22 protein-coding genes are annotated in these 22,692 nt (G+C 54.6%); 4 read left to right on the plus strand and 18 right to left on the minus strand.

The window, feature by feature from the left end; translation table 11 throughout:
- Positions 1-90 precede the first annotated feature (90 nt).
- The 6 genes from K3169_RS29250 to K3169_RS29275 form a co-directional block, all read right to left on the minus strand.
- Entirely contained in the window at positions 91-669 is a 579-nt protein-coding gene (locus K3169_RS29250) for a hypothetical protein (RefSeq protein ID WP_231665554.1), read from the minus strand.
- Between the two features lie 9 nt (positions 670-678).
- Positions 679-1,116 carry a DUF3592 domain-containing protein gene (locus tag K3169_RS29255; protein ID WP_122806569.1) on the minus strand — a complete coding sequence of 146 codons (438 nt, stop codon included), beginning with the start codon at positions 1,114-1,116 and terminating at the stop codon, positions 679-681.
- A gap of 248 nt (positions 1,117-1,364) precedes the next feature.
- Positions 1,365-2,393 (minus strand): DUF2157 domain-containing protein, encoded by a 1,029-nt coding sequence (locus K3169_RS29260; RefSeq protein WP_263269347.1) that lies wholly within the window; start codon positions 2,391-2,393, stop codon positions 1,365-1,367.
- On the minus strand, positions 2,390-3,382 hold the full coding sequence (locus K3169_RS29265) for a DUF2157 domain-containing protein (RefSeq protein ID WP_263269348.1): 993 nt from the start codon (positions 3,380-3,382) through the stop codon (positions 2,390-2,392). The genes K3169_RS29260 and K3169_RS29265 overlap by 4 nt, the downstream gene beginning before the upstream one ends.
- A gap of 327 nt (positions 3,383-3,709) precedes the next feature.
- Positions 3,710-4,102, minus strand: a complete 393-nt coding sequence (locus K3169_RS29270) for a DUF6957 family protein (protein WP_010565122.1) — start codon at positions 4,100-4,102, stop codon at positions 3,710-3,712.
- Positions 4,103-4,471: 369 nt separating this feature from the next.
- Positions 4,472-5,104, minus strand: a complete 633-nt coding sequence (locus tag K3169_RS29275; protein WP_016963488.1) for an antitoxin Xre/MbcA/ParS toxin-binding domain-containing protein — start codon at positions 5,102-5,104, stop codon at positions 4,472-4,474.
- Between the two features lie 227 nt (positions 5,105-5,331).
- On the opposite strand from K3169_RS29275, the gene K3169_RS29280 reads away from it, so the two are divergent.
- A complete protein-coding gene (locus K3169_RS29280) occupies positions 5,332-5,880 on the plus strand; it encodes a 3'-5' exonuclease (protein WP_099456562.1) in 549 nt (182 codons plus the stop codon).
- Positions 5,881-5,909: 29 nt separating this feature from the next.
- On the opposite strand, the gene K3169_RS29285 is transcribed toward K3169_RS29280, so the two are convergent.
- The 12 genes from K3169_RS29285 to K3169_RS29340 form a co-directional block, all read right to left on the minus strand.
- Positions 5,910-6,392: a Mov34/MPN/PAD-1 family protein gene (locus K3169_RS29285; RefSeq protein WP_150054196.1), complete on the minus strand. Its 483-nt coding sequence runs from the start codon at positions 6,390-6,392 to the stop codon at positions 5,910-5,912.
- A complete protein-coding gene (locus K3169_RS29290; RefSeq protein ID WP_099456563.1) occupies positions 6,389-8,173 on the minus strand; it encodes a HesA/MoeB/ThiF family protein in 1,785 nt (594 codons plus the stop codon). Before K3169_RS29290 ends, K3169_RS29285 begins: the two co-directional genes overlap by 4 nt.
- Complete coding sequence (locus tag K3169_RS29295) at positions 8,157-9,407, minus strand: nucleotidyltransferase (RefSeq protein ID WP_033897209.1); 1,251 nt, start codon at positions 9,405-9,407, stop codon at positions 8,157-8,159. The genes K3169_RS29290 and K3169_RS29295 overlap by 17 nt, the downstream gene beginning before the upstream one ends.
- Positions 9,408-10,574 carry an SAVED domain-containing protein gene (locus tag K3169_RS29300; protein ID WP_033897208.1) on the minus strand — a complete coding sequence of 389 codons (1,167 nt, stop codon included), beginning with the start codon at positions 10,572-10,574 and terminating at the stop codon, positions 9,408-9,410. It lies immediately after the preceding gene.
- Between the two features lie 355 nt (positions 10,575-10,929).
- Positions 10,930-14,073 carry an efflux RND transporter permease subunit gene (locus K3169_RS29305; protein WP_034139895.1) on the minus strand — a complete coding sequence of 1,048 codons (3,144 nt, stop codon included), beginning with the start codon at positions 14,071-14,073 and terminating at the stop codon, positions 10,930-10,932.
- A complete protein-coding gene (locus K3169_RS29310) occupies positions 14,070-15,554 on the minus strand; it encodes an efflux RND transporter periplasmic adaptor subunit (protein ID WP_020302972.1) in 1,485 nt (494 codons plus the stop codon). Before K3169_RS29310 ends, K3169_RS29305 begins: the two co-directional genes overlap by 4 nt.
- A complete protein-coding gene (locus K3169_RS29315; protein ID WP_020302971.1) occupies positions 15,551-16,807 on the minus strand; it encodes a TolC family protein in 1,257 nt (418 codons plus the stop codon). The genes K3169_RS29310 and K3169_RS29315 overlap by 4 nt, the downstream gene beginning before the upstream one ends.
- A 99-nt stretch (positions 16,808-16,906) precedes the next feature.
- Complete coding sequence (locus K3169_RS29320; RefSeq protein ID WP_080761501.1) at positions 16,907-17,248, minus strand: hypothetical protein; 342 nt, start codon at positions 17,246-17,248, stop codon at positions 16,907-16,909.
- Positions 17,249-17,322: 74 nt separating this feature from the next.
- Positions 17,323-18,261 (minus strand): copper homeostasis membrane protein CopD, encoded by a 939-nt coding sequence (gene copD / locus K3169_RS29325; RefSeq protein WP_016963494.1) that lies wholly within the window; start codon positions 18,259-18,261, stop codon positions 17,323-17,325.
- 3 nt (positions 18,262-18,264) lie between these two features.
- Positions 18,265-18,648 carry a copper homeostasis periplasmic binding protein CopC gene (gene copC, locus K3169_RS29330; RefSeq protein ID WP_008437424.1) on the minus strand — a complete coding sequence of 128 codons (384 nt, stop codon included), beginning with the start codon at positions 18,646-18,648 and terminating at the stop codon, positions 18,265-18,267.
- A gap of 360 nt (positions 18,649-19,008) precedes the next feature.
- Positions 19,009-20,397, minus strand: coding sequence for a copper resistance membrane spanning protein CopS (copS, locus tag K3169_RS29335; protein ID WP_032905000.1), 1,389 nt, complete (start codon positions 20,395-20,397; stop codon positions 19,009-19,011).
- Positions 20,394-21,089, minus strand: coding sequence for a heavy metal response regulator transcription factor (locus K3169_RS29340; RefSeq protein ID WP_008437429.1), 696 nt, complete (start codon positions 21,087-21,089; stop codon positions 20,394-20,396). The genes copS and K3169_RS29340 overlap by 4 nt, the downstream gene beginning before the upstream one ends.
- 204 nt (positions 21,090-21,293) lie before the next feature.
- On the opposite strand from K3169_RS29340, the gene K3169_RS29345 reads away from it, so the two are divergent.
- From K3169_RS29345 to K3169_RS29355, 3 genes are all read left to right on the plus strand, one after another.
- Complete coding sequence (locus K3169_RS29345) at positions 21,294-21,647, plus strand: co-regulatory protein PtrA N-terminal domain-containing protein (RefSeq protein ID WP_016963496.1); 354 nt, start codon at positions 21,294-21,296, stop codon at positions 21,645-21,647.
- A 167-nt stretch (positions 21,648-21,814) separates the two neighbouring features.
- Positions 21,815-22,351, plus strand: coding sequence for a plastocyanin/azurin family copper-binding protein (locus K3169_RS29350; protein ID WP_010565107.1), 537 nt, complete (start codon positions 21,815-21,817; stop codon positions 22,349-22,351).
- A 93-nt stretch (positions 22,352-22,444) separates the two neighbouring features.
- Positions 22,445-22,690: a DUF2933 domain-containing protein gene (locus K3169_RS29355; protein ID WP_026140267.1), complete on the plus strand. Its 246-nt coding sequence runs from the start codon at positions 22,445-22,447 to the stop codon at positions 22,688-22,690.
- Positions 22,691-22,692 lie beyond the last annotated feature (2 nt).

Raw genomic sequence — 22,692 nt, forward strand, 5'->3', positions numbered from 1 at the left:
AAGATGATGAGAGGCTAAAACTTTCTGAGCCACTGCCCCGAATCCCGACACCCCGTTCAAACTGAAAATGGCGCGCCCGGAGGCTGATGATCAGAACAGCCCGCCCAGAGAAATCGTCGCGCCACCTCCAGCCTGCAGCCCCACATTAAGGCCAGCGGCGGTGATCACGCCTTTGGCCGAACGCAGCAGGCGCACCGTGCTGTCGTGAGGCAGGAGAATGCTGCCCATCGGCGTCATCTTGGCGGCGACCATGGCCAGCAGCCCGGGGTCCAGACCGAACAGCATGGCAGAGCCGCTGGCCCCACCGACCAGACCCACGCCCGCTTCAATGAACACGCAAGGCCCCAGGAAGTCCTCACGGAGCAGACCGCGGGCAGCGATCGAGTCTGCAACCAGCACCTGACCGAACGCCGGAAAATCTTCGCTTGCTCCCGCTGCACCGACGCTCTTGCCCCGCACGTGCAAGTTGACCTTGCCGAACCGCGGCAGGCGCGCGCCGACGCCCAGGCCGACCCCAACCGAGCCATAGCGAAACTGCTGGTCGACCCCCTTGGGGTCGGTCAGGGTCAGTGCGCCGCCAGCGGCGGCCGCGAACACTACGGTCAATCCACCGCCGCTGGCAGTCTTGTAGCGCCAGTCACTTACAGTCACAGGTAATGGGATTTGCATTTGAATATCCTATATAGGCCGCGTCATACGGCGCCGACGAATCCATGCGGCTGCGTGGTAGCCGCCCCCTGCGATGAATACGATAGCCAACAGACCCGAGAACAGGCTCGCGCCCCAAAGCGCGCCCTGGTCTTCAATGATCGCGGTACTGGAGGGCGCTTCCGCGTTGTAGAACACCGTCACCGAGTCGCCCACCGCGTAGCCGAATATAAACCCGCTTTCGGGGTAGCTGACCGTCTTGCCCGTAGCATCGGTGAAATCAATTTGTGGGTGACTGCCGCCGGAGTTCAGGGCGCTGACATGCCCTTGCGCACGTTGCGCCTGAGCCAGAAAGCCCAGCCGATCTTCGACCAGCCACACAGTCAGGCACAGCAGACACAGGCCCAGCGGAATAAAAATCAGCGCGCGGAGCAGATCGCCCCGCCCGGAAGATGACGTCTTGGTCATCGCAGGTCCCTTGCACAGTCCGTAAACGCCGGTTATTACAATGATCCGGCGGGAGTCTGTCAATCGGACAGGGAAGAATTGCGCCTGGCGCTGTCCAGCGCACCGGGCTCGCTTTTTTCCTCAATACACCAATCGGTACTCATGGGCTCATCGCCGGAGCAGGCCATGCTCGCGCTGCCTGAAGGGCCCATCTATTCGTAACGCATGACTGATGGACGCCGCTACATCCAAAGCCTTTAGAGCCAGGCTCAGGCCTCTGAAATCACCGCGCGACGCTTCTGGCGCTGCGACTCCAGCCAGATCACCAGGAACAGCAAACTACCGCCGGCGATCAGCAAGCTGAGCAGCCAACCCAGGCTTTCGGCCAGTTGGGTAAAGAACAGGGTGTACAACTGGATGATCAAAAACGTTGAGCCATACCCCACCAACATGCCGAATCGCTGGCGCAGTCCCACCGTCAACACGCCGAGGCTAACCAGTGCCCAAAGCACGTTGAACATCAGCAACTCACCCTCCTCGGCAAGATGCCACGGACCGTCGATCAAGTCGTAGCTGCCAAACAGGGACAACAGCCACAAGGACATTTCGCCAACAAACAGGCCACAGGAAATCCATACCTTGGCAAACCCGTTGTAGCGGGCAAGCAATCCGGCCTCACAGCGCAGATGCAACCCCCCCGCAGCCACAAGCACCGCCGCAGCGCCGAGAAACCGCAGCGGATAGTTCATGCCAAACCAGTAGGCACCCCAGCCGGACACATATCCGCTGCGGCCACCGAACCAGACGAAGAACAACACACTGCACAATGTCAGCAGTAACACATTGCCCAAGGTATAGCTGAGCACCAGCAGGACAACGAGGTCGATCAGGAGCAGCGCCGGCCAGTTGCCCGAGCCGTCCGAATAGATCATCCCCACCACAAAACTCACGCCGATCAGGGCAAAGCCGCCGAGCAGTTCGGCGGTGCTGCCAATCATCCTCAAGCCTTTACCGTGCAACCAGCGCCCGACGACGAACAGGCCCAAGGTCAGCACTGACAAGCTGATCGCCAATTTGGGCAGGGTGAACGTCAGGTGCTCACGCATAAATAACACCAGACCGGCCGCCAGGCTGATCGCACCGAACGTCAGAAACCAGCGCCCGAGTGAGCGCCAGTCCCATCGGGTCAAGGGATACAGCTCACCGATGCGGCTGTGGGCGACGGGATCGATCTGCCCCTCGCGTAGCCATTGATCAAGGGCATCACGGACCTGTCGATTGCGACGATCCTGGCTCATGACCGATCCTCCTTTGCACGAAGCGCCGCGCGCTCAAACAACCAGCCCAGCAAAATACCCACAACACCGGCCGCCGCGAAAAAAGCCGCGACACTCAGGCGGTCCCAGGCGTGTTCGTAAAAGCGTGTGTAGAGGTTGATACCCAGAAACACCACACCAAACCCGGTGAAGCTAGGGTGTTTGAAACGAGCACCGATCACCAACTGGCTGATGGCCCCTGCGGTGAATAGCAGTATCAAGAGCCCCGATTGGGAATAGCTGTAGTTTTCAAGGCTGAGGAACCACAGCGAGCAGTTGAAGTAGAGCAGGCCGAAAATCACATACAAGCGCCCGAAACCGCTGAAGTGGCGCAACACCTTCTCTTCAGCCTGCTGGTGCCAAAGCCCCAGAAGCGCTGCCAATCCGGCAACTACTGCCATGGCTCGCGGGTCCTGAATATCGAACACATATGACCCGCTACCCGCATAACTTTCCCAAGAGCCAAAGCCGTGAAAGGCGCACAGCAGCCCCAGAAACAATGGCCAGCGCAGGTGATAACGATAGGCCGTTGCCACACTCAGCAAGGCGGTGACCAGCAGTGCCAGAGGGATGCGATCATACCCGCCCCCGTCGGAGCCAACTCCACTGAGTAACAGGCTGCCGCCGATCAGCATCAGGCCGATGGTCAAAATGGCAACACCAGCTACCGGCATACGCCCGGCTGGATCACGCGCCAGGCGTACCCCGACCCACCACAATGTCACACCGGCGATAGAAAACAGCACAACACCGAGGGCGACCGACTCGCTGAGATAACTCACGCCCCCCAGAATCGCCATACCAATCAACAACACCGCACCGATGCCCAGCCATTGCAGCACTGTGGATAACAACTGGTCGGGACGCTGATAAGGCGCGCTCAGCCGCTCTTGGGTTTGCTGGTCAATCAAGCCTCGGTGCTGCCAGTCGGCAATGTTCTGAACCATTAACTGCTGAGTGGTTTTTCTCATGGGGTTCAGGTACCGCTCCATTGTTTGGATGATGTGGGGTGTTGGGGCATAGGCTGGTGTTTACCCTGATCATCCAGGGCCGGGCCAAGGACGTCGACACACGTGGTTACCAACAACATAGTTTGACACAGCCCATCCAGTAAACCGGGGCCTGTAGCTTGATCCTGGATCCATACAACAGCAACATAGACTGACACAGACACGTCACATTTCAAATACGACGCTCGATTGGTAACAACATAGATTGACACAACAGCAACGGCGTTCATTCATGCCGGAACGCTATGCGAGAGCGACTTGGCACTCACCTGTGTGGGAGTGAGTTTTTCAGCACAGGCTCAGTGCGATGTCTAAATCTGTACGCACCCTTCGACCGGCCCCCATCAGCACATAAACTGTGTTTTTTGTTAGAAACAAGCAGTTGTGGGTGAAAGAAACACCCAGTGTTGTTTTGACCCAATCACCAGGTGCGAAGCGACCTTTACTGTCTTGGATAACGGTCGAAGCGTAAACGAGAGCAGGAATTAGCTCCCTGTCCGTAATGGCTTTCCGCTGACTTGTTGTGACGTCGAGATCCAATATTGCCCAATCAGCAACAAGACAATAGGCACGGGAAGGGAAATGCAGGCGGGCGATCGCTACAGCATCTGGTGTGGTGATTTGGCATCCGTCTATTTTCTCACCATCAGAAAGCACTGAAATATAATCTGCCAAATTCATGACTACCTCCTGCCGATCAAAAAACCCGATTCGAACGAGAAGCATCACTCAGCTTAGCTGCCAGCGGATCATCAGGTTCCGATGCCGACGGATAGCAGCAGGGTGACATCATGGCTGTTTCGTCTTCTCCCTTCATCTCACTGAACGGGATGATTTCTATCGAGCTGTCACCGGATAGAGTGGTTTGCGCCAGTACCCAGCTATGCCATTGCCGTGCGTGTATCTTTCTCAGCGGTAGGTGCCGATGTGGGTGAAACCTAGTGCTTCAATGGATGCCCGTGGATGCCGTATCGGCAAGGCAACCCCGGTATAGGCGCCTGAAATCCATGTTACTCAAGGAGCGGTAGATGCCGTTTGGCTGCGGCTGAATCAAAATGACATGCCCTCCGACACTTGAATCAGCATTTCTTCGACTAGATGTGTGCCAAAGGTTGAAGCGACCATCGACGATGGGCTTTCTCCCAAAAAGCGGGCTTTTGGTTTGGAAAGCCATTGTTTGGCCTTAACTTTGTCACCGAAGATCACCTCGGCCATGGCGGTAATATGTACAAACCGGAAAAGGCGATCGCTCACAGGCAGGGTTAAGAGCTGATTGGCTGACAGTTTTGTTTTTAGCGTTTTGGGTTGAATGATTCTGTCGCGTTCTTCGTCGCTTAGGGTTCCATCATCACAGAGCACCTTGATCAGGCTGGCCGAGAAGCCAGCTACTATCATGTCGTGAATGTCCAGATCCGAAGCATTGACGGAGATATGAAGAAGCGCCTCCAGACGCGTGCGGTAAGCATGATAGGCATCATGACGCAGGACGCCAGCAAACATGGGCCGCACTGATGCTGCATTGTCCATGGGCGTCAGCACTAATGTGCCATTCGCTACCGTTAGCTCCAGGTCGTCCCCAACACCTAACCCCATTTGGTCAAGCAACTCTGGAGGTAGGTCAATGATGATGTCGCCAGTACCGTCCTCAGTATTCTGGCACTTGACTATCCAACGCTCGCTCATGATTGTCCGCCCCTCATCCGCGATTAGAGAATGACACACATCATTATGCTCGGGCGCAGAGCTGACCAAAGGAACGTGCACTCCTCCGGTAGACATGCACTGCCGCTGCTCGAACGCCGGATAGCGAGTGCAACAGCAAAAAATGGGGCAATGGCTTTGCCGCCTTTCCACCGTCACATGGTTACGAGCTTGAGCGTGATCTGGCAACTACACGAAAAGGATATGACATGAACCCTGATGAGCTTTATGTTTCCGTCGACGTCGAGACTTCTGGACCTATACCAGGCGAATACAGTCTGCTTTCCATTGGAGCTTGTCTTGTAGCCCAACCTGAAACGTCCATCTATCTTGAACTACGACCTGACAGTCCGAAACACGACCCCGAAGCGCTGGCAGTATCGGGGCTGAGTTTGGAGAAGCTGGAGCGCGATGGCCTCGCTCCGCAACAGGCGATGCTGACATTTGATAAGTGGCTGAAGTCGTCCTGCAAAACGGGGCAAAAGGTCATTTTCGTAGGACTCAATGCACCGTTTGACTGGTCATTCGTCAACTACTACTTTCATAAATACTTGGAAACCAACCCCTTTGGTTTTACCGCTATCGACATGAAGGCCTACTTTATGGGCGCTGTAGGTTGCAGCTGGCAGGAAACAAAATCATCTAAAATGACCGCTGCGCTGAAGCCACTCAGCGAGCCGAACCATAACGCATTGGATGATGCTCGCTTTCAGGCAGAGCTATTCGCCCTGATGCTAGCGGGTAAAGCTAAACGCTGACCTGCCTTCCACCCTCACGGACTTAAAGCTCATCTGACCCAGGTTGCCTCTACATATCTGCCGTCCCTGAACGACCACGCCTTGATACCTTCGGGTTTTTCGGACTTGCCGACAATAACGGCTATCGGGCGCGGCAGATCCTGCGTGTAACGTGCAGCAAATTTTGAGAAGCTGCCGATATCTGCCGGAGAGATCACCGGAACGAATTGGGGATGCGTATGCCAATACCCCACTAGACGTAACCCTTGTTCGTTGGCAGCCTGGATCTCCTGGCGGCAACGCTCCGCATCCAACTCTAGCCAAGACCAGCCTGACCGATCGGCGCGATGAGGCACCGTGGCCAAGGCCAGCAGCAACCCTTTCGGATCAACCGGGTTGACAAATAACTGTCCCCCTCGCTCCACGCCAAAAAGGCCCTGCCGATGACTAACCAAGATGTCCGCGACAGCTTGGGACACCAATAGCTCGGAATTCACCTCCGGCCATCGCCAGCGCCATGCGATATCCGTCATACCGTTTCGTCCTTATCTTCCGGCCATCCACGCTCGAGTAGGATTTGCTGCGCCCCCTCTGGCAGTTTGGGCCCTTGGTATTGGCCTCCCAGGCTCAGCACATCTTCAGGTCTGTAAATGCTGCTGATCCAAGATGCAGTGGCGATGTTGCCAGTCAATGCGCGTAGGGCCGTGTGCGACACCATAGAGGCGATATTGGTCATCCCCAGTGAGCCACCTGGGATGAAGCTCTCCCCACAGGCGGGCAGCGGAACAACACCTCCTCCCGGCCATTCTGTGAATCTATGCACGAAATCGCCGACGTCCGTGAATAGATGACGGCCATCAAAGGTGCCGGCTGGTGCAAATAGCGCATGACCTACTTGGGTATGCGGTTCGCTCCAGGCTTGTACAAGCCCCCAAGGAGCACCGCTGGATTTGACTCGCCATACAGTGACTTCCGACTGCCAGTCTGCTGTCGTGATCACCACCAGATCTGCGTTATCGAACACTTCTGGTTTGCTGCTCATTACCACTTCGGCAAAAGTCGAATATGCGGTGCATTCTGTCGTTGGAAGATCTAACAGAATCTTGCCCCTTAACGCTGAAGCTTTCAGTCTCCCTAGACTATCCGCTCCCAGAACGTGCCTCCCCAGATTGGCTGACACCAAGGTGTCAGGATCGATGAGAGTAAGGTGGCCAACACCGGATCGTGCCAACTGTATTGCTACCGCACTGCCTAGCGAGCCAACACCAACGCAAACTACCCGAGCATTTTCGAGGCGCTGTGCTGTGCCGCTTATATCGCGGGACAGAATGGACGCTCGATCAAGCACGTCCAGGGTAGTTGCTCGAACGAGCGCCGGTGGATGTGCATTTGCGATAGCTGGCCGGCGCCGCGCTGTACGCAGGCCAAACTTTGCCCCCCGCTCCTGCTGTACGCCGAGCGAGTGCACATTCAGGCAATATGTTGGAGCATCTGCCCCTCCTGGAAGCTCCAGAACAATCCATCGACTCGCCAACGTTCCATTCTGCTCAAACCATGCCAGCAATTGCTCGGCATCGTCGGGTTTAAGGTGGGGCGTTAGCCACGGCAATAAATCTTCTGGATCCGGGGTGCGGATATCCGGATAAGTCTGAAGCTTGACGTAAAAACCGGGAGTTTCGGCCGCGCGAATGACAGCGGAACGCCCGACAACCCGTCGGTAATGCCCTTTGAGTGCAGCTACGTTCGATGCTAACCAAACCGTTTCCTGACCGGATGGCACAGCCCGGCGCGGATCGCTGAGTGCAAACAACTGCGAGGCAGCCTGAGGTCGATCCAACAGTAAAAGGTTCTGGAATGACTGACCGTGCTGAAAAGACCAGTAGGTAGTGATCTCATTCTGAAATTCGATATCGCGCGTTGCCTGGCTTGATCCCAGCTTGGACAACGAAACGATCTGTGCCAAGCGAGCAAGGCTGTCCTCTACCACAACCTCCGGGGAGCCCATGATGGGGCGTTCCTGAAAGCCATGAAGGCAAAGCCCCGACCTGGTGGCATGCGGCCAAACCAGCCATGGAGAGGGTTCGACGTTCAGCCGCAAAAGCCCACGGGGAAAATTGGAGGGGAAACCAATACGCAGTCGCCGCTCCTGCCCCGTGTAATCGATGGGCAAGGGAAAGTAAAAGGACGCCGCTTCGTCAGCCCGCATGGGTGCGGGCTGGAGCAATGCATCGGCAGCGTCCTGACCTAGGGTATTTCGCAGTGCGGCGATTCCGCGCTGCAATGGCGTCGTAATAGGATCAACCAAGGCGTCCAACTGGCTTTACGCTCGACTGAGAGGTTGCGCCACCGCTGGCCCCTCCGAAGAGCGAACCCATCGAAGCAGAGTTTCGAGTAGTGCCATCCGGTCGGCCGGGCATGGTCCAATTCGCAGGGATCTCATTGTTCACTGCCGTAATGAGTGCCGGTGCAATACCGAAATTCTTTTTCACTGCTTCGGCAAAGGAATCATTGGATTCAAAACTTTCCAAACCCAGTGATACGGATGCACTGGCGTCCGCATGCCACTTGGCAAATGCTTGGCGATAGCCTTGCCCTTCGCCTGGTCGATTCCACTTTTCTGCAAAGTTTTCGCCGTTATCGGCAGGGTTGCAGACAAAGCAATCGTTTCCTCTATGCGCGATGTGCTGCGGCATTCTGCGGACGATTTCCAAAATTGCATCGAGCGGAGCCAAAGGCTTCGACTGCGATTCCTTCACGACATCCAGATATGCGTGAGTGGCCAGGGTGGTGATGACCGCAGATATGGGGCGAGTATCAGCGCTCCTTGTGTTGATGGCCCATTCATCGCGATGCCGCTTGAGCAGCTTTATGGTCGCACGCAGGGGATCTTGATCGATGTAATCCTGATAATGCGGCAAAGGATCTTGTGTCGCGGCATCGAGCATTCGCTGGCTTTTGGCGACTACCAAGCTTTCCAGAGAGATTTCCTGGGCGGAGGCAACCTGTAACCAATTCGAGTACGGGATAGGGCTGCTTGCTTTCCACCCTGTGACCCGATCTGGAACCTCCAGCTTTCCCTCGCCGTTTGCTTCGCCATTTCCGTTGATCGCGCGGGCAGGCGTGACATCGATGTGGAAGCCTGGATTTTCGTCGGCATAAACGATGCGGATGCCCCGACGTAACTGCTTAACTTCTTCCTGAACGCGGGAGCCTTCCCTAAAACGCTGCTCAATCGCCTCTAGAACTTCCTTCGCACTAGCGCCTTGAGCGTGAGGGAGCCAGATAATCGCGTCCGCATCAATGGTGTCCAGATCCGCAGGCGCGCCGGGGATTGGCTTGATAGTCGTTTTCAGCCGCATCGAGCCTTGAACGAAGATATGGGCCTCAGCGAGCAGTGGGTTGTCGGAAGCCGAGAGGATTTTTTCCAGTTGGGAGTAGCGGTCATTGATTTTTTCGTACTGCGCTTCCGACAGCGAGATCTCCCGCGCGGCGCGAAGCAGAAAATATTCCCAACTGCTGCGCTTGGTCTGTTCGTTGCTCAATAGCATTTACCTAGCCTCCTGGGCCACCGAGCCCAATTGCAGTGTTTGCGTAAACCGATCATGGTTTTCTTTGTCCCGATCGAAGATCAGGTACGTATGTTGATGCTGCGTTGTGAGCAACGCGCCAAACTCGATGGCCAATGCCGCAGGAATAGCGGCGAAGACGTGGATAGGGTCAGGAGTCAGAGCTTCAAGCTGGCTCAGTCGTATTTGAAGTGTGTCGCGAAAGGCATGAATCACTCGACGGTTCTGTACCATCGCATAGCTTGGTTCTGGGATCGCCAGCTCTGCAATACGTGCACCGGGCAGAGCGTCAGTCACGTCGCGAACTGGGACTTGCGCAGAAATAGACAGCACCAGCGCCAGTGGCCCGTCGCCTTCGGGGGGAGGTGTAAACAAAAAAGCGGGCGGCTCTGCGGACTGATCGGGCCAGCGCAAACGATGTTCGCGGTGAAAGGAGAAGATCAAGCGCTTGGAACGGTCGCCGATACTCTGGCCCAGCATCATCAAAGCCGGGATGTCGGCCAAGCCGACTACTGCCAGCGCAGGCGAATCGCCGTAGGTGCCGCCGCGACGCTTGAGTTGCTGTTCCAGCTCATACTGGATGCTGTCTTTGACGTTCTGCCAATAGGTAGTGTCGCGGCCGCGTGGTCCGGGCGCAGGGAAAGTGATTTTGATGCCTTGATCGAAGGCGGTTAATCCCTCGGCGGACATCGCAGTCAACAGATCGCGAACGGGAATATCGTTGATCGTCTGGAAATGCTGACTCTGGACAATGAGAGGAATCGCTCTGCCACCATCAGGGGTCGTTGCGGCGATTCGGATGCGCTCTAGGTATGCTTGGTGTAAACCACTCAAATCATTTTCAGGATAACCGTCTGCGTCACGATCAATTTTGTCATGACAGCCTGGGCACAGGAGCATCAGGTTAGCAGTATCGTTCGTGTGCGCCTCAGCATCATGATCCGCGCGTCCCCGAGGGCCTTTGGGACTGGCGGGCAGGATATGCGCCACTTCGCCCCATTTCATTGGCTTGCCGGCACGATAATCGAACGTCAGATCCGTGCCGCACAGTTCACAATGACCAGCGGTCTGTGTCCATACGATCCGCTTCGTCTCATCATTTGTGTTGAAACGCCCGCTTGCGGGTTTAGCGTCTTCTTGTTCTGCCATTCCGACCGACCCCAGAGAAACATCCATGATTGAAAATGATGATGGCAAGATAAAATCATATTAAGGTCATTCGCCTCGATTTCAAGAGTGATCTGAGGGTGACGAATGCTGAGTCGGCTTTGAGCAGGATGCTGTTTTTGGCTCATCGAAACGCAGTGGCGGCAGCGTTCGTTTTTCTGGCAAGTGCAGGTGGGTAACGGCACTGACCACAGCGTATGTATCGAAATTAGCGAGTTTATGCAAAAGACATAAACTTGCTAATTTCGATACATACCGCGCGTAGGACCGATGAAAACGGGCTGTGCAGCTCAAACGAGGCTGCAAGCGCAGCCCCTTTTGTATGCATTTTTACGCGTCAGTGCTTGCCAGACTCAACGGACAAGTGTCGACGACGCATGAGGTGATAGGCCGCCGGGATCACAAACAGCGATAGCAAGGGCGCCGTAACCATACCTCCAATCATCGGGGCGGCAATGCGGCTCATCACCTCGCTGCCGGTACCGCTTCCCAAAAGTATTGGTAACAAACCAGCGATAACCACCGCAACGGTCATGGCCTTGGGTCGAACGCGCTGCACAGCGCCTTCACGAATCGCGGCCATCAACCCGCGTTCTGTGTTGTCACCGAGGTCTTGACGCTCGGCCCAGGCATTTTTCAGGTAGAGCAGCATGATCACGCCAAATTCGGCAGAAACACCGGCCAAGGCGATGAAGCCGACCCCGGTGGCGACCGACAGGTTGAACCCCAACAGATAGAGGAACCATGCCCCGCCAGTCAGGGCGAATGGCAGAGTGGCCATGATCAGCAGGGCCTCATCGAAGCGGGCAAAAGTCAGGTAGAGCAGCACGAAGATGATCAACAGCGTGGCAGGCACCACCAATTTGAGTCGTGCGTTGGCCCTTTCGAGAAACTCGAACTGCCCTGAGTAACTCAGGCTCATGCCGGGCTGCAACTTGACCTGTTCACTGACGACCCGACGCAGGTCGGCGACTACCGAGGCAATGTCCCGGCCACGCACGTCGATGTATACCCAACCGGAGGGCCGTGCATTCTCGCTCTTGAGCATCGGTGGGCCGTCGCTGACCTTGACCTTCGCCACAGTGCCGAGGGTGATCTGGCTCCCTAGCGGGGTGTAGATCGGCAACTGCTCCAGGGCGCCGAGCGAGTCACGCCACTCCCGAGGGTAACGCACGTTGATCGGGAAACGTGCGAGCCCTTCAATGGTCTCCCCGACGTTCTCACCGCCGATAGCACCGGCCACGATGGATTGCACATCGGCGATATTCAGTCCGTAGCGGGCGGCGGCTTTGCGGTCGATATCCACATCGATATAGCGACCACCGGTCAGTCGCTCGGCCAGAGCCGAACTGACACCGGGTACGCCCTTAGCCACTCGCTCGACCGCCTGAGTCGCGGCATCGATCTCCGTCAGGTTGGTGCCGGCAACTTTCACCCCAATAGGACTCTTGATCCCCGTAGCCAGCATGTCGATTCGGTTGCGAATCGGTGGTATCCAGATATTGGTCAGCCCAGGAACTCGCACCACTCGATCCAGCTCTTCCACTAGCTTTTCTTGGGTCATGCCTGGGCGCCACTGTTCGTGTGGTTTGAATTGGATGGTGGTCTCGAACATTTCCAAAGGTGCGGGGTCAGTCGCGGTTTCAGCGCGGCCGGCTTTTCCGAAAACGTGTTCGACCTCTGGAACTGTCTTTATCAGACGGTCAGTCTGTTGAAGCAGTTGCGCGGCCTTCTGCGCCGATAATCCAGGCAGAGCTGATGGCATATAGAGCAGGTCGCCTTCGTCCAGCGGGGGAAGAAACTCACCACCCAGACGAGAGATCGGCCACAACGCGCTGACAAAGACTAGCAACGCAACCAGCAGTGTTATTTTAGGTCGACGTAATACGGCGTCCAGAGCGGGCTCGTAGATCCGGATCAACCAGCGATTTAACGGATTCTGTTGCTCATTGGGAATTCGTCCACGGATCCAATACCCCATCAACACCGGTACGAGAGTTACCGACAGTCCAGCCGCTGCGGCCATAGCGTAGGTTTTGGTAAACGCTAACGGGCCGAATAGACGTCCTTCCTGGGCCTCCAGCGTGAACACCGGAATGAACGACAGGGTGATGATCAGCAGACAGAAGAACAATGCAGGTCCTACCTCGGCAGCCGCTTCAGTCATCACGTGCCAATGACGTTCACCTTTCAGTTCCTCCCCAGGATTGGCCACGTGCCAAGCCTCGACCTTCTTGTGGGCATTTTCAATCATCACCACGGCAGCGTCGACCATAGCGCCGATGGCGATGGCAATCCCGCCAAGGGACATGATGTTGGCGTTGATACCCTGATAGCGCATCACGATGAAGGCGATCAGCACCCCAACCGGCAGGGAAATGATTGCCACCAGAGATGAACGCAGGTGCCAGAGAAAGATTCCGCAAACCAACGCGACGATGATGAACTCTTCGATCAGCTTGTGGCTGAGGTTTTCCACGGCACGATCAATCAACTTGCTGCGGTCGTAGGTGGTGACGATTTCAACCCCCGCCGGCAGACTGCTTTTCAGCTCGTCGAGTTTGGTCTTGACCGCCGCAATGGTTTCACGAGCATTCTTCCCGCTGCGCAGAATCACCACGCCGCCGACGGTCTCACCTTCACCGTCGAGTTCGGTAATGCCTCGACGCATCTCAGGCCCTAACTGAATCGTGGCAACATCGCCCAACGTGACCGGCACACTGCCCGTGCCCAGTTTGAGCGGGATAGCGCGAAAGTCATTGAGCGTCTTTAGGTAGCCGGAAGCTCGTACGATGAACTCTGTCTCCGCCATTTCCAGCACGGCTCCACCGGTTTCCTGATTGGCTTTGCCGATCGCCTCGGTCACCTCAGACTGCGTGATACCCAAGTTCGCCAACTTTAGCGGATCGAGCTGGACCTGATACTGTTTGACCATGCCACCTACGGTGGCCACTTCCGCAACGTTCGGCAGCGTCTTGAGCTCGAATTTGAGAAACCAGTCCTGTAGGGCTCGCAGTTGCGCCAGATCGTGCCCACCGCTGCGATCAACCAACGCGTACTGGAAAATCCAGCCAACGCCAGTGGCATCAGGTCCTAAGGCTGGCTTAGCACTGGCTGGTAGGCGGCTTTGTATCTGGCTCAGGTATTCCAACACCCGCGAGCGGGCCCAGTACAAGTCAGTTCCGTCTTCGAACAGCACATAAACGAAGCTTTCGCCAAAGAAGGAGTAACCGCGCATAGTCTTGGCCCCAGGTACTGAGAGCATGGTGGTTGCCAGTGGATAGGTCACCTGGTTTTCGACGATCTGTGGGGCTTGGCCTGGGTAAGGTGTACGGATAATTACCTGAACATCCGACAGGTCTGGCAATGCATCGATGGGCGTACTTTGAACCGCCCAGATCCCCCATGCCGTGACGAACAGCGTCGCCAGCAACACAAGAAAGCGGTTGGCCACCGACCAGCGAATAAGGGCCGCAATCATGGCTGGCCCCCAGAGCGTTCCAGACGTTCAACACGCAGACCATCATCCGTCTGGCTAACAGCGATCCGAACCTTGTCGCCCGTTTTTAGGCCTTTCATCAGAGCTGGCGTGGCGAGAGGGAAAGTCATCGTCATGCCTGGCATACCCAATGTCTTGAAGGGACCGTGGGCGAGCGTGACTTCTTTGTCGTTGATCTCAACGATCTGACCATCGGCCTCATGCAAAGCGCCAACGGGCATAGTAGATGGCGAAACGTCCAATGAGCTTGCGACAACGCCCTTGAGACTGGCCTCCGAGTCGAGCAGGAACTGGCCAGAGGTCACCACTTTCTGCCCCTCTTCCAAGCCTTTCAATATCGCCGTCTTGCCATCGTTATCCTGGCCTAGCTGCACCTCCACCGGGCGATATCGACCAGCGTCTTCAGAGAGCATGACCAACGCACGTCGACCGGTACGAATGACGGCCTCGCTCGGCACCCACAGAACACTTTGCTCCGTTGAACGATTGAGGCTTACCTGTGCGGTCAAACCTGGTCTGAGTCGGCCATCTGGATTGGGTAACTCAACTCGAACGCGAAGTGTGCGACTGTCCGAACTGGTTTCCGGAAGAATCGCACTGACGACGCCCTTGAGCACAACTCCAGGGAATGCGGATAAACGCGCTTCAGCTGCTTGCCCTACTACGATTGACCCAGCTTCCGCCTCTGGTACAGCCACGGCCAGCCAGACACTGCTCAAACCATTAACACGAGCCAACGTCTCGCCTGCGGCCACCGTCATACCTTCACGCACACTCAGCTCTTGAAGCACACCACCAATAGGGCTGGTCAGCGTCAGGTTCGATTGAACTTTGCCAGTGCGCTCAACTTGAGCAATTAACGTAGGTGGCATTCCGGTTAGCCGCAATCGCTGCCGGGCCGCTGTCAGCAAGCCAGCATCGCCACTACGCTTGAGGGCGAGAAATTCCTCCTGAGCAGCTGCCCACTCCGGCACCAAGATGTCTGCCAAGGCGGCATTCGCTTTCAGTACATCACCAGGTGCATGGGCATACACACGCTCGACAAAACCCGCCGTACGGGCCTGAATGACTGCAACGTCCCGTTCGTTGAAGGCCAGCACACCTACCACGTTCAGTGTCGAGGCAAATACGCCTCGACTGACACTAGCCAGTCGCACACCAAGGTTCTGAGTCAGGCTTGGATCAATTCGAATGGCAGCGCTGTCCCCCTTGGTATCTGCGTATTGAGGGATCATCTGCATGTCCATGAAGGGTGACTTACCCGGTTTATCGAATTTCTGTTGTGGGTACATGGGGTCATACCAATACAGAACTTTTCGATCGGCAGAGGCTTTGGGTTCATGATCCGGTACGACACCAGCTACTCCGCTCATTCGCGGTTGGGCTAACCAGTAACCCCCGGCAACACCCAAGGCAATCGAGATGCCGATGATTAAAGTCCCTTTCCATAATTTAAAAATCATTGAGCGGACTCCCCGTAAGAGAAATACAGGCGAGCGCTGGTCAGGGCACGTTGCTCTTCAACGTCAACCTGCTTGAGACGGGCTTCGATAAGTTCGCGTCGGGCGGCAACAACCGAGTTCAAGTCACCCTTGCCGGAGCGGTAGCTGGCCATCGTGAGTTCGACCTTTTCTTTAGCCAACGGCAACAAGCTTTCCTGATTACGGTTGACTGCACGATTGAGGCGCTCGTAGTCAGCCAACTCATCCTCCAATAGCTGGGTATGCTCGCGTGACAGGGCTTCGCGCTCAGCCTCAAGCTGGTTTAGTTCGGCGTGCTTGGCCGCAATCTTGGGGTTTTGCCGAGAGTTAGGGAACAGCGGGAGATCCCATGAAAACTGCACGCTGACCATGTCACCGAATTGTTGGCCTCGATGCTGATAATCGAATTCCCAGCTCCAGTCAGATTGCTTTTCCGCCTCAGCTTCACGGATCTTGGCTTGTGCTTCACGGGTCATCGGCACAAAAGCCGCTAATTCGGGGTGATGTTGCAGCTTATGGGAGTAACCTGAGGTCTCAATAGGCCAATCAGGCAAGTTGCCTACCGGTTTGTCATCGGCGGCAGGGCCAATCCAGCGCTTGAGGGCGGCCCGGGCCTGTGCACGTTGGCGAACTAAATCATCCTGCTGCTCAGCCAGTTGAGCAGCTTCCTGTTTAGGTGTGACCGCATCGGCGGGTTGGGCTCGGCCACCCGCAACCTGAGCTCTGACGGTATCGGTCAGAAGACGGTTTTCTTTGTAGAAGTCCTGGAACAACGCATCTTTACGCTCAACCGAGTAGCTTCTGATCCAGGCTAATGCCGTGGACTGTCGGACGTTCAGACGCGCCACTCGACGCTCGGCGGACGCTCGATCAACAGCCGCATCCGCGACCTCAATACGTGCTTTGCGCTTGTCGCTGTTGGGCATCTCCTGCCTAATCCCGACCACTTGCATGGTCATGAAATCTTGGTCGATGCTCCATCTGTCGGGACCACCAATGGGGTAGTTCTGCACGCCCAGCAGTAGCTTGGGATCGGGTAGTTCGCCGGCGGGAATGGCCGCGCTAGTGGCTGCTTGAATTTTGGCGTCTTGTGCGGTCAACGATGGTGCATTGTTTTCGGCCAGCCGCAGCGCTTCATCGAATGTCAATGCGCTAGCGAAGCTCGGCAATGCCAGTACGCTTGCCGCCAGGCCGGCCAGGAAGGACCAACCTGTGCAACAGCACTTGGAGTTCATGTTCACGATTCCTGTGATGATCCACCGCGCGCTTCATAAGACATGCGCGCAGATATGCCATCCCGCTAACGCGGAATGAGGCTCAGTGTGGTACAGGAATCAAGTACGTGGGGGTCGCCATACCCCTGAAGAGGTTTGTACGAGCGGGAGATGGCTGGAGAATGATAGAGCGAGAGGACTGGACAGGGTGATAGGAGGCTTGATGATCGATACTTGCAGCATGCCGCCAGTTTTGCATTCCTGACCCGGCTTACAAGGTTTGCCATGCTCGGTGGGACTTTTCATGTCGTGGCAGCAGTCTTGCCCCATACCATCCATCATCGCCATGCCCATGGTTTTCATCGGGCATGGTTCAGTCGATGCCTGAACACCCGCCATCCCGCTGAGGGGAAGCGCCAAGCTAATCAGGAAAATTAGGCAAAACCGCAGGTAGCGTTTCATGAGCTGGAGTGTAGACGGTGCAAATGGCCCTTACAATTCACCCTTGAGACTCCTTTGTCGGCTGTCACCAACCGCTATGCCGCGCTCATTTCCATGACCGGGCTTAAAGTACCTAACCATGCGACTAGACAAACAATGATGACTGCCATCGAAAATTCGAGCTTCATGCTACGGCGCAAGGCATTGACCGCGACAGCATAGTCTCCATTTCGAACAGAACGTTCCAAGAGCGGGCTTAGGTGAAACCGGTTTAGCGTCGCTAATACGATCATCCCGGCAAATAACAGGACCTTTAAAAATAGCAACTCGCCATAAGTGCTGAGCATCACCTCATCGAGGTTTGGCCCAACGATAAATAGGTAGTTCGCCACTCCCGTAATGCTGATGATCACTACAATCACCGCGCCGGCCGATTCAAACCCTGTCAGTACCCGAGCAAGAATTCGTGCTTCCTGATCACCTTTTAGTGATTTTAAACGCAGAAGCAGGGCAAATGCCGCTAGCGCACCCAACCAACCGCCTGCGGCCAAAAGATGGAAGATATCGCTAGTAAAATGCCAGTAGCGACGGCTACCCTCGTCCATTGCTCCGTGCCCTGTCCATGCCAAGGTTGCTAGCGCAATCGCGCCACACACGGTGACAATCCACAGACTGAGTGTCGGAAAGCGCTTGTTTAGGGAAACGCCAATAATGGCCGTCACCAACGCCCCTATTCGGACCATCCAGGTCAAACCGACGTCAGTCCCCATGAGAACCATTTGAAAAATATGGTGATGTAGCTCCATGAAACCCGACACGCCACTCATTGCTTTCGCAAGCAACAACATCGCGGCAAGGGACAGAGCTACGCCTACAGCAGAAGTACTGTAAAGAAGCGACTCAAAATTCAAAACTGTTCCCGATATTCTTTCTTTTCCCCTGAGGCTATAAAGACCAAAAATTGCCAGTCCAAATAACAGCATCAGGTCGAAATAAAGAGCAAAGCGAACAACGATATTTATTGAGTCGCTCATGAATCATTTCACTTTAAAAGAAAAGTTGCCGGTAATCGGGTGAGTGTCCGAGGAAACGGCACGCCATTCGACTTTGTAAGTACCCGTGGTCAATGGCGATGCGGGTGTAATAACCATCGTTTTCGGATCACCGCCACCTGCAACGTTAGCTTTTACGCCCATAGGTGAATTCGGCATACCAGGCATATCGGTCATGATCAGTTTTGCACCAGAGAACTGAGTCGTTAGATTCTCAGAAAAGTGCAGTTCAATTTTAGACGGAGCCGCCGCATCCGATCCTTCAGCGGGAGTAGAAGAAACCAGCTTTGGATGCGCCTGAGCAACTGCACTCAGAAGCAAACCCGCAGTCAGCGCAACAGCTACGGTGGTAGTTTTAAGGAATGACATGCAAGACTCCTGACAGCAAAAGCTGTTGGTTCTAGGTTTTTAGGGAATATCTAGTTTTTTACTTTTTGACGCTCGTTAAAACCACTGACGAATACCTAGCAAATTCCGTGTCCTAGGGCCGGCTGGACAGGGAGGAATCACAAGATTTCCAACGTCACAGTGCGAGTACACGATGCCACATGAACGCAAACTGTTCGATTACATTTCAGTCAGCTTGGGGCGGGTTTTTGGCACTGATCTGCCCGGATACGGCGCCAAATACGCGACTCTCTTTGGAACGCTCCAAGAGTTTTTTTTTCATCCAAAAACGATCCTATTGAGCTAACCACATGTTGCCTGCATACATATGAACAAGGTGTCTTAGGCCTTTCTTGCATCAGCACATGGGAGTTCAATATGAAAGGCTGTTTTTCCGTTTAACGACGTACACCATATTTTTCCGTCATGCGCTTCAATAATTGATCGAGTAATCGATAAACCTAGCCCTGCATTACTTGGACTTCCTTCTCTGCGAGCTGGGTCCACGCGATAAAATCGATCAAACAGCTTTTCAAGATGCTCGGGCGCAATGGGCTCTCCCGGGTTCTCCACAGACACTGATATTGAAGTTCCTTTCTGCCGTATATCGACAGTAATACACTTTCCTTCGGGGGTGTACCGGAGCGCATTTGAGAGCAGATTAGAGATGGCCCTGTCGAGCATAAGTACGTCACCTCGGACGCTACCCCTGCCTGTAACCTTGAGGTCGATCCCTCGCTCATCAGCCAGCAAACGGTAGTACTCGAGTAATTTCTCTACTACTGCTACCAGGTCTATCGGTTTGTTTTCATGTGTAATTAGACCGTTATCTGATTTCGCTAGAAAAAGCATTTCATCAATCATACGCCCCATACGTTTCAAGTCATCAAGATTTGAGTACAGATTGTCCTCGTAGTCCTCAATATTTCTTTTTCTAGATAAAACCACTTCAGTGTGAGTCATCAAATTGCTAACGGGTGTCCGTAATTCGTGAGCAATGTCCGCAGAGAAGTTCGATAAACGAACAAACGCATCGTCCAGTCTAGATAACATTGCGTTGAACGAGAGCACCATCTGCTGGAGCTCTTGGGGAACGGGACCTAATGGAATACGCTCTTTGAGCGATTTAGCTGACATTGAAGCTGCTACCTGAGTGACGAGGCGAATAGGTCGCAGTCCACTACGCGCTACCATCCAGCCCAGTGCAGCACTGACCAGCGCGCTTATCACCAGCCCTATCCAAAACCATCGTTCAAGTGTCTCGAAGAAGGCCATATGTTGAGTGACATCAAAGATCAACATCACTGTCAATGGTTTATCCTGCCCCGTCACAATGGCTTGCGCCGTCACGCCTCGAAATATCTGCTCCTGGTCTCGCCACTCCCAGACATTGCTGTTTGTGATTGTTCGGAAGTCTTCAGGAACCACGATTGGACCTGGGTCAGCAAACAGGAGCTTACCGTCACCATCGATGATAAGGGCTGTCAAATCACGATGAGCACCAAGCAGTGCCTCCAGCTCAGGCTTAACATCACTGAACTGATCAATGCTGTTCAACCCAGTCAAAATTCTTTGCGTCGAGTGAAGCTTTTCGTTCAGCGCCTGCTGATCCAGCATCTTGAAATGATGCCGGCTGAGGTTGTTAAAACTGAGTCCAGCGACGGTGAGCACAGCCGTTACAGCTAGCATGAACATCAGGCTCATGCGCGTAGTCAGGGACATTCGCTTCATTCCGACCCCGTCCCCGAATCCGGCGCATCCAGCATGTACCCCATGCCTCGAGAGGTGTGGATAAGCTTGACCTCAAAATCATCATCAATCTTTGCTCTGAGCCTCCTGACAGCAACCTCGATGACGTTAGTATCGCTGTCAAAGTTCATGTCCCAGACCTGGGAAGCAATAAGCGACTTGGGCAGAACCTCACCTCGACGACGGAGCAGCAATTCGAGCAACGCAAACTCTTTGGCCGTTAGATCTATACGTTTGCCTGCGCGGATAACCCTGCGCTTGAGGAGGTCCACCTCCAGATCAGCCAATTTCATATGGGTTTGGGAGGGTGCAGTGGTGCCTCTACGCAGCAGCGTTCTGACGCGAGCCAGCAGTTCAGAAAATGCGAAGGGTTTGATCAGGTAATCGTCTGCGCCCAGCTCAAGTCCTTTTACTCGATCCTCAACGCGGTCTCGCGCCGTGAGGAAAAGCACTGGTACATTTTTTCCGGATGCTCTCACTTTTTGAAGTACTTCCCAGCCATCCAGCCCAGGCATCATCACATCGAGAATCAGCAGGTCATACGCCTCGCTCAATGCGTGCTGAAGCGCGTCTTTGCCATTGGTAAAGCGATCAACATTGAACCCCGCCTCAGTGAGTCCTTGCTGCAAATAAATACCTATTTTGGGTTCGTCTTCCGCAACCAGAAGTCTCATGAGGATGGCTCTCGAATAATTGTGAGGCTGAGTCTGCAATGAAATGCCTCTGCCAACCAGCAGCTGACAGAAAAGTAATATTGGCTTCAGGTAGATGTCAGCGAGTGCTGTCTAGGGTTCGAGCATGAGTACTTCCTGGTGCTCGACCGACTCTTCAGCATGAAACCTAGAGGAGCCGGAGAACAAATCAAAAGGAGCTGCCTCATGAACCGTTTAAAAGCCCTATTCTTTGTTAGTTCGATACTCATCTCTGCGTCTGCGTTGGCTGAAGGTGGTGCAGATCGGATTCTGGAGCGCATGGAAAGTCTGCGCGACAAAGCCGAAGCGACCTTGGTACAAGCTGAAAAAGCTCCTGAAGGGCAACGCCATGTGCACATGGCCGAGCATATGAAAATACTGGGCGAGATCATGGACCAGCTTCATCTAGATCATCCAAAAGCATCAATGTCACCTCAGGAACATCTCGCCTGGATGGAAAAACACGACGCCATGGTTGATGACGTTTTGAACCAAATGCAGCGCGAGCACAAACTGATGCTTTCTGAAAACCATCAGTGACCAACCAGGTCTCATTGGTTTTTTTGAACCGGTCCTCTAAACACGGCGTCATTCGGGCGCCGCGTTTTCTTTTGAAAACTTACAGAAATGTAGTGTTCAGGTCAGTTAAGTGGCAGCTCCGCCCCTTTAGCATAGCCAGTGATTCGCTCTTAACCCACGAGGTCACCATGAAAAATAAGCTTATTACCCCAGTTATTGCGGCAATCACCCTACTCTTCGGTGCTACAGCGATGGCCAGCGCAGGTCATGGGAAAGAGGATATTGGCCAGCCTGGAGTCGCCTCTGAGGTTACTCGCACGGTTGATGTGGAGATGGGTGATATTTTCTTCAAAACTAAAAACATCGACGTAAAGCCCGGTGAAACAGTTCGCTTTGTACTTCACAACAAAGGGGCGCTGCTGCACGAGTTCAATATCGGTCAGGCCGCTGCTCATGCGGCGCACCAAAAAGAAATGGCGAGCATGTTCCAGAATGGAACGCTTACACCCATCGGTGCTGGGAAGATGACGGGCAACATGGGCCACAGCATGGGAGGGATGAAGATGGTCGGAATGGAACATAACGACCCGAACAGCGTGCTGGTCGAGCCAGGAGCAACCAAGGAGTTGATCTGGACCTTCAACAACAGCGCCGGACTTCAATTTGCCTGCAACGTGCCAGGTCATTACCAGTCGGGGATGGTCGGTCAATTTGACTTGAAGTAAGCCTGAGCTGACAGCTAAAACCGCGTCGACGCGAGAGTTGACTACGCTCTGAGGCAGAGATCAGAGCAACTCGCTCACACTGGGGTCTAGATCATGAATAACCATCAGCATCCGTTTGGAAGCACCACCCCTCCATTTTGGAGGCGCAAAACAGGCGTTGTACTGATCATGCTCATCGCGATCGGTGCCTTCTACGTGGTGCGGGAACATTTCAGCCACGTTTATCCGTATTTGCCCTATCTCATTCTGTTGATCTGTCCATTGATGCATTTTTTTGGGCATGGACATGGCGGACATGATCATGGCGATCAGGCAGCAACCAACAAGGACGAAAAATAGCT

Source organism: Pseudomonas phytophila (genome assembly GCF_025643095.1).
In the GTDB taxonomy this organism is placed as follows: Bacteria; Pseudomonadota; Gammaproteobacteria; order Pseudomonadales; family Pseudomonadaceae; genus Aquipseudomonas; species Aquipseudomonas quasicaspiana.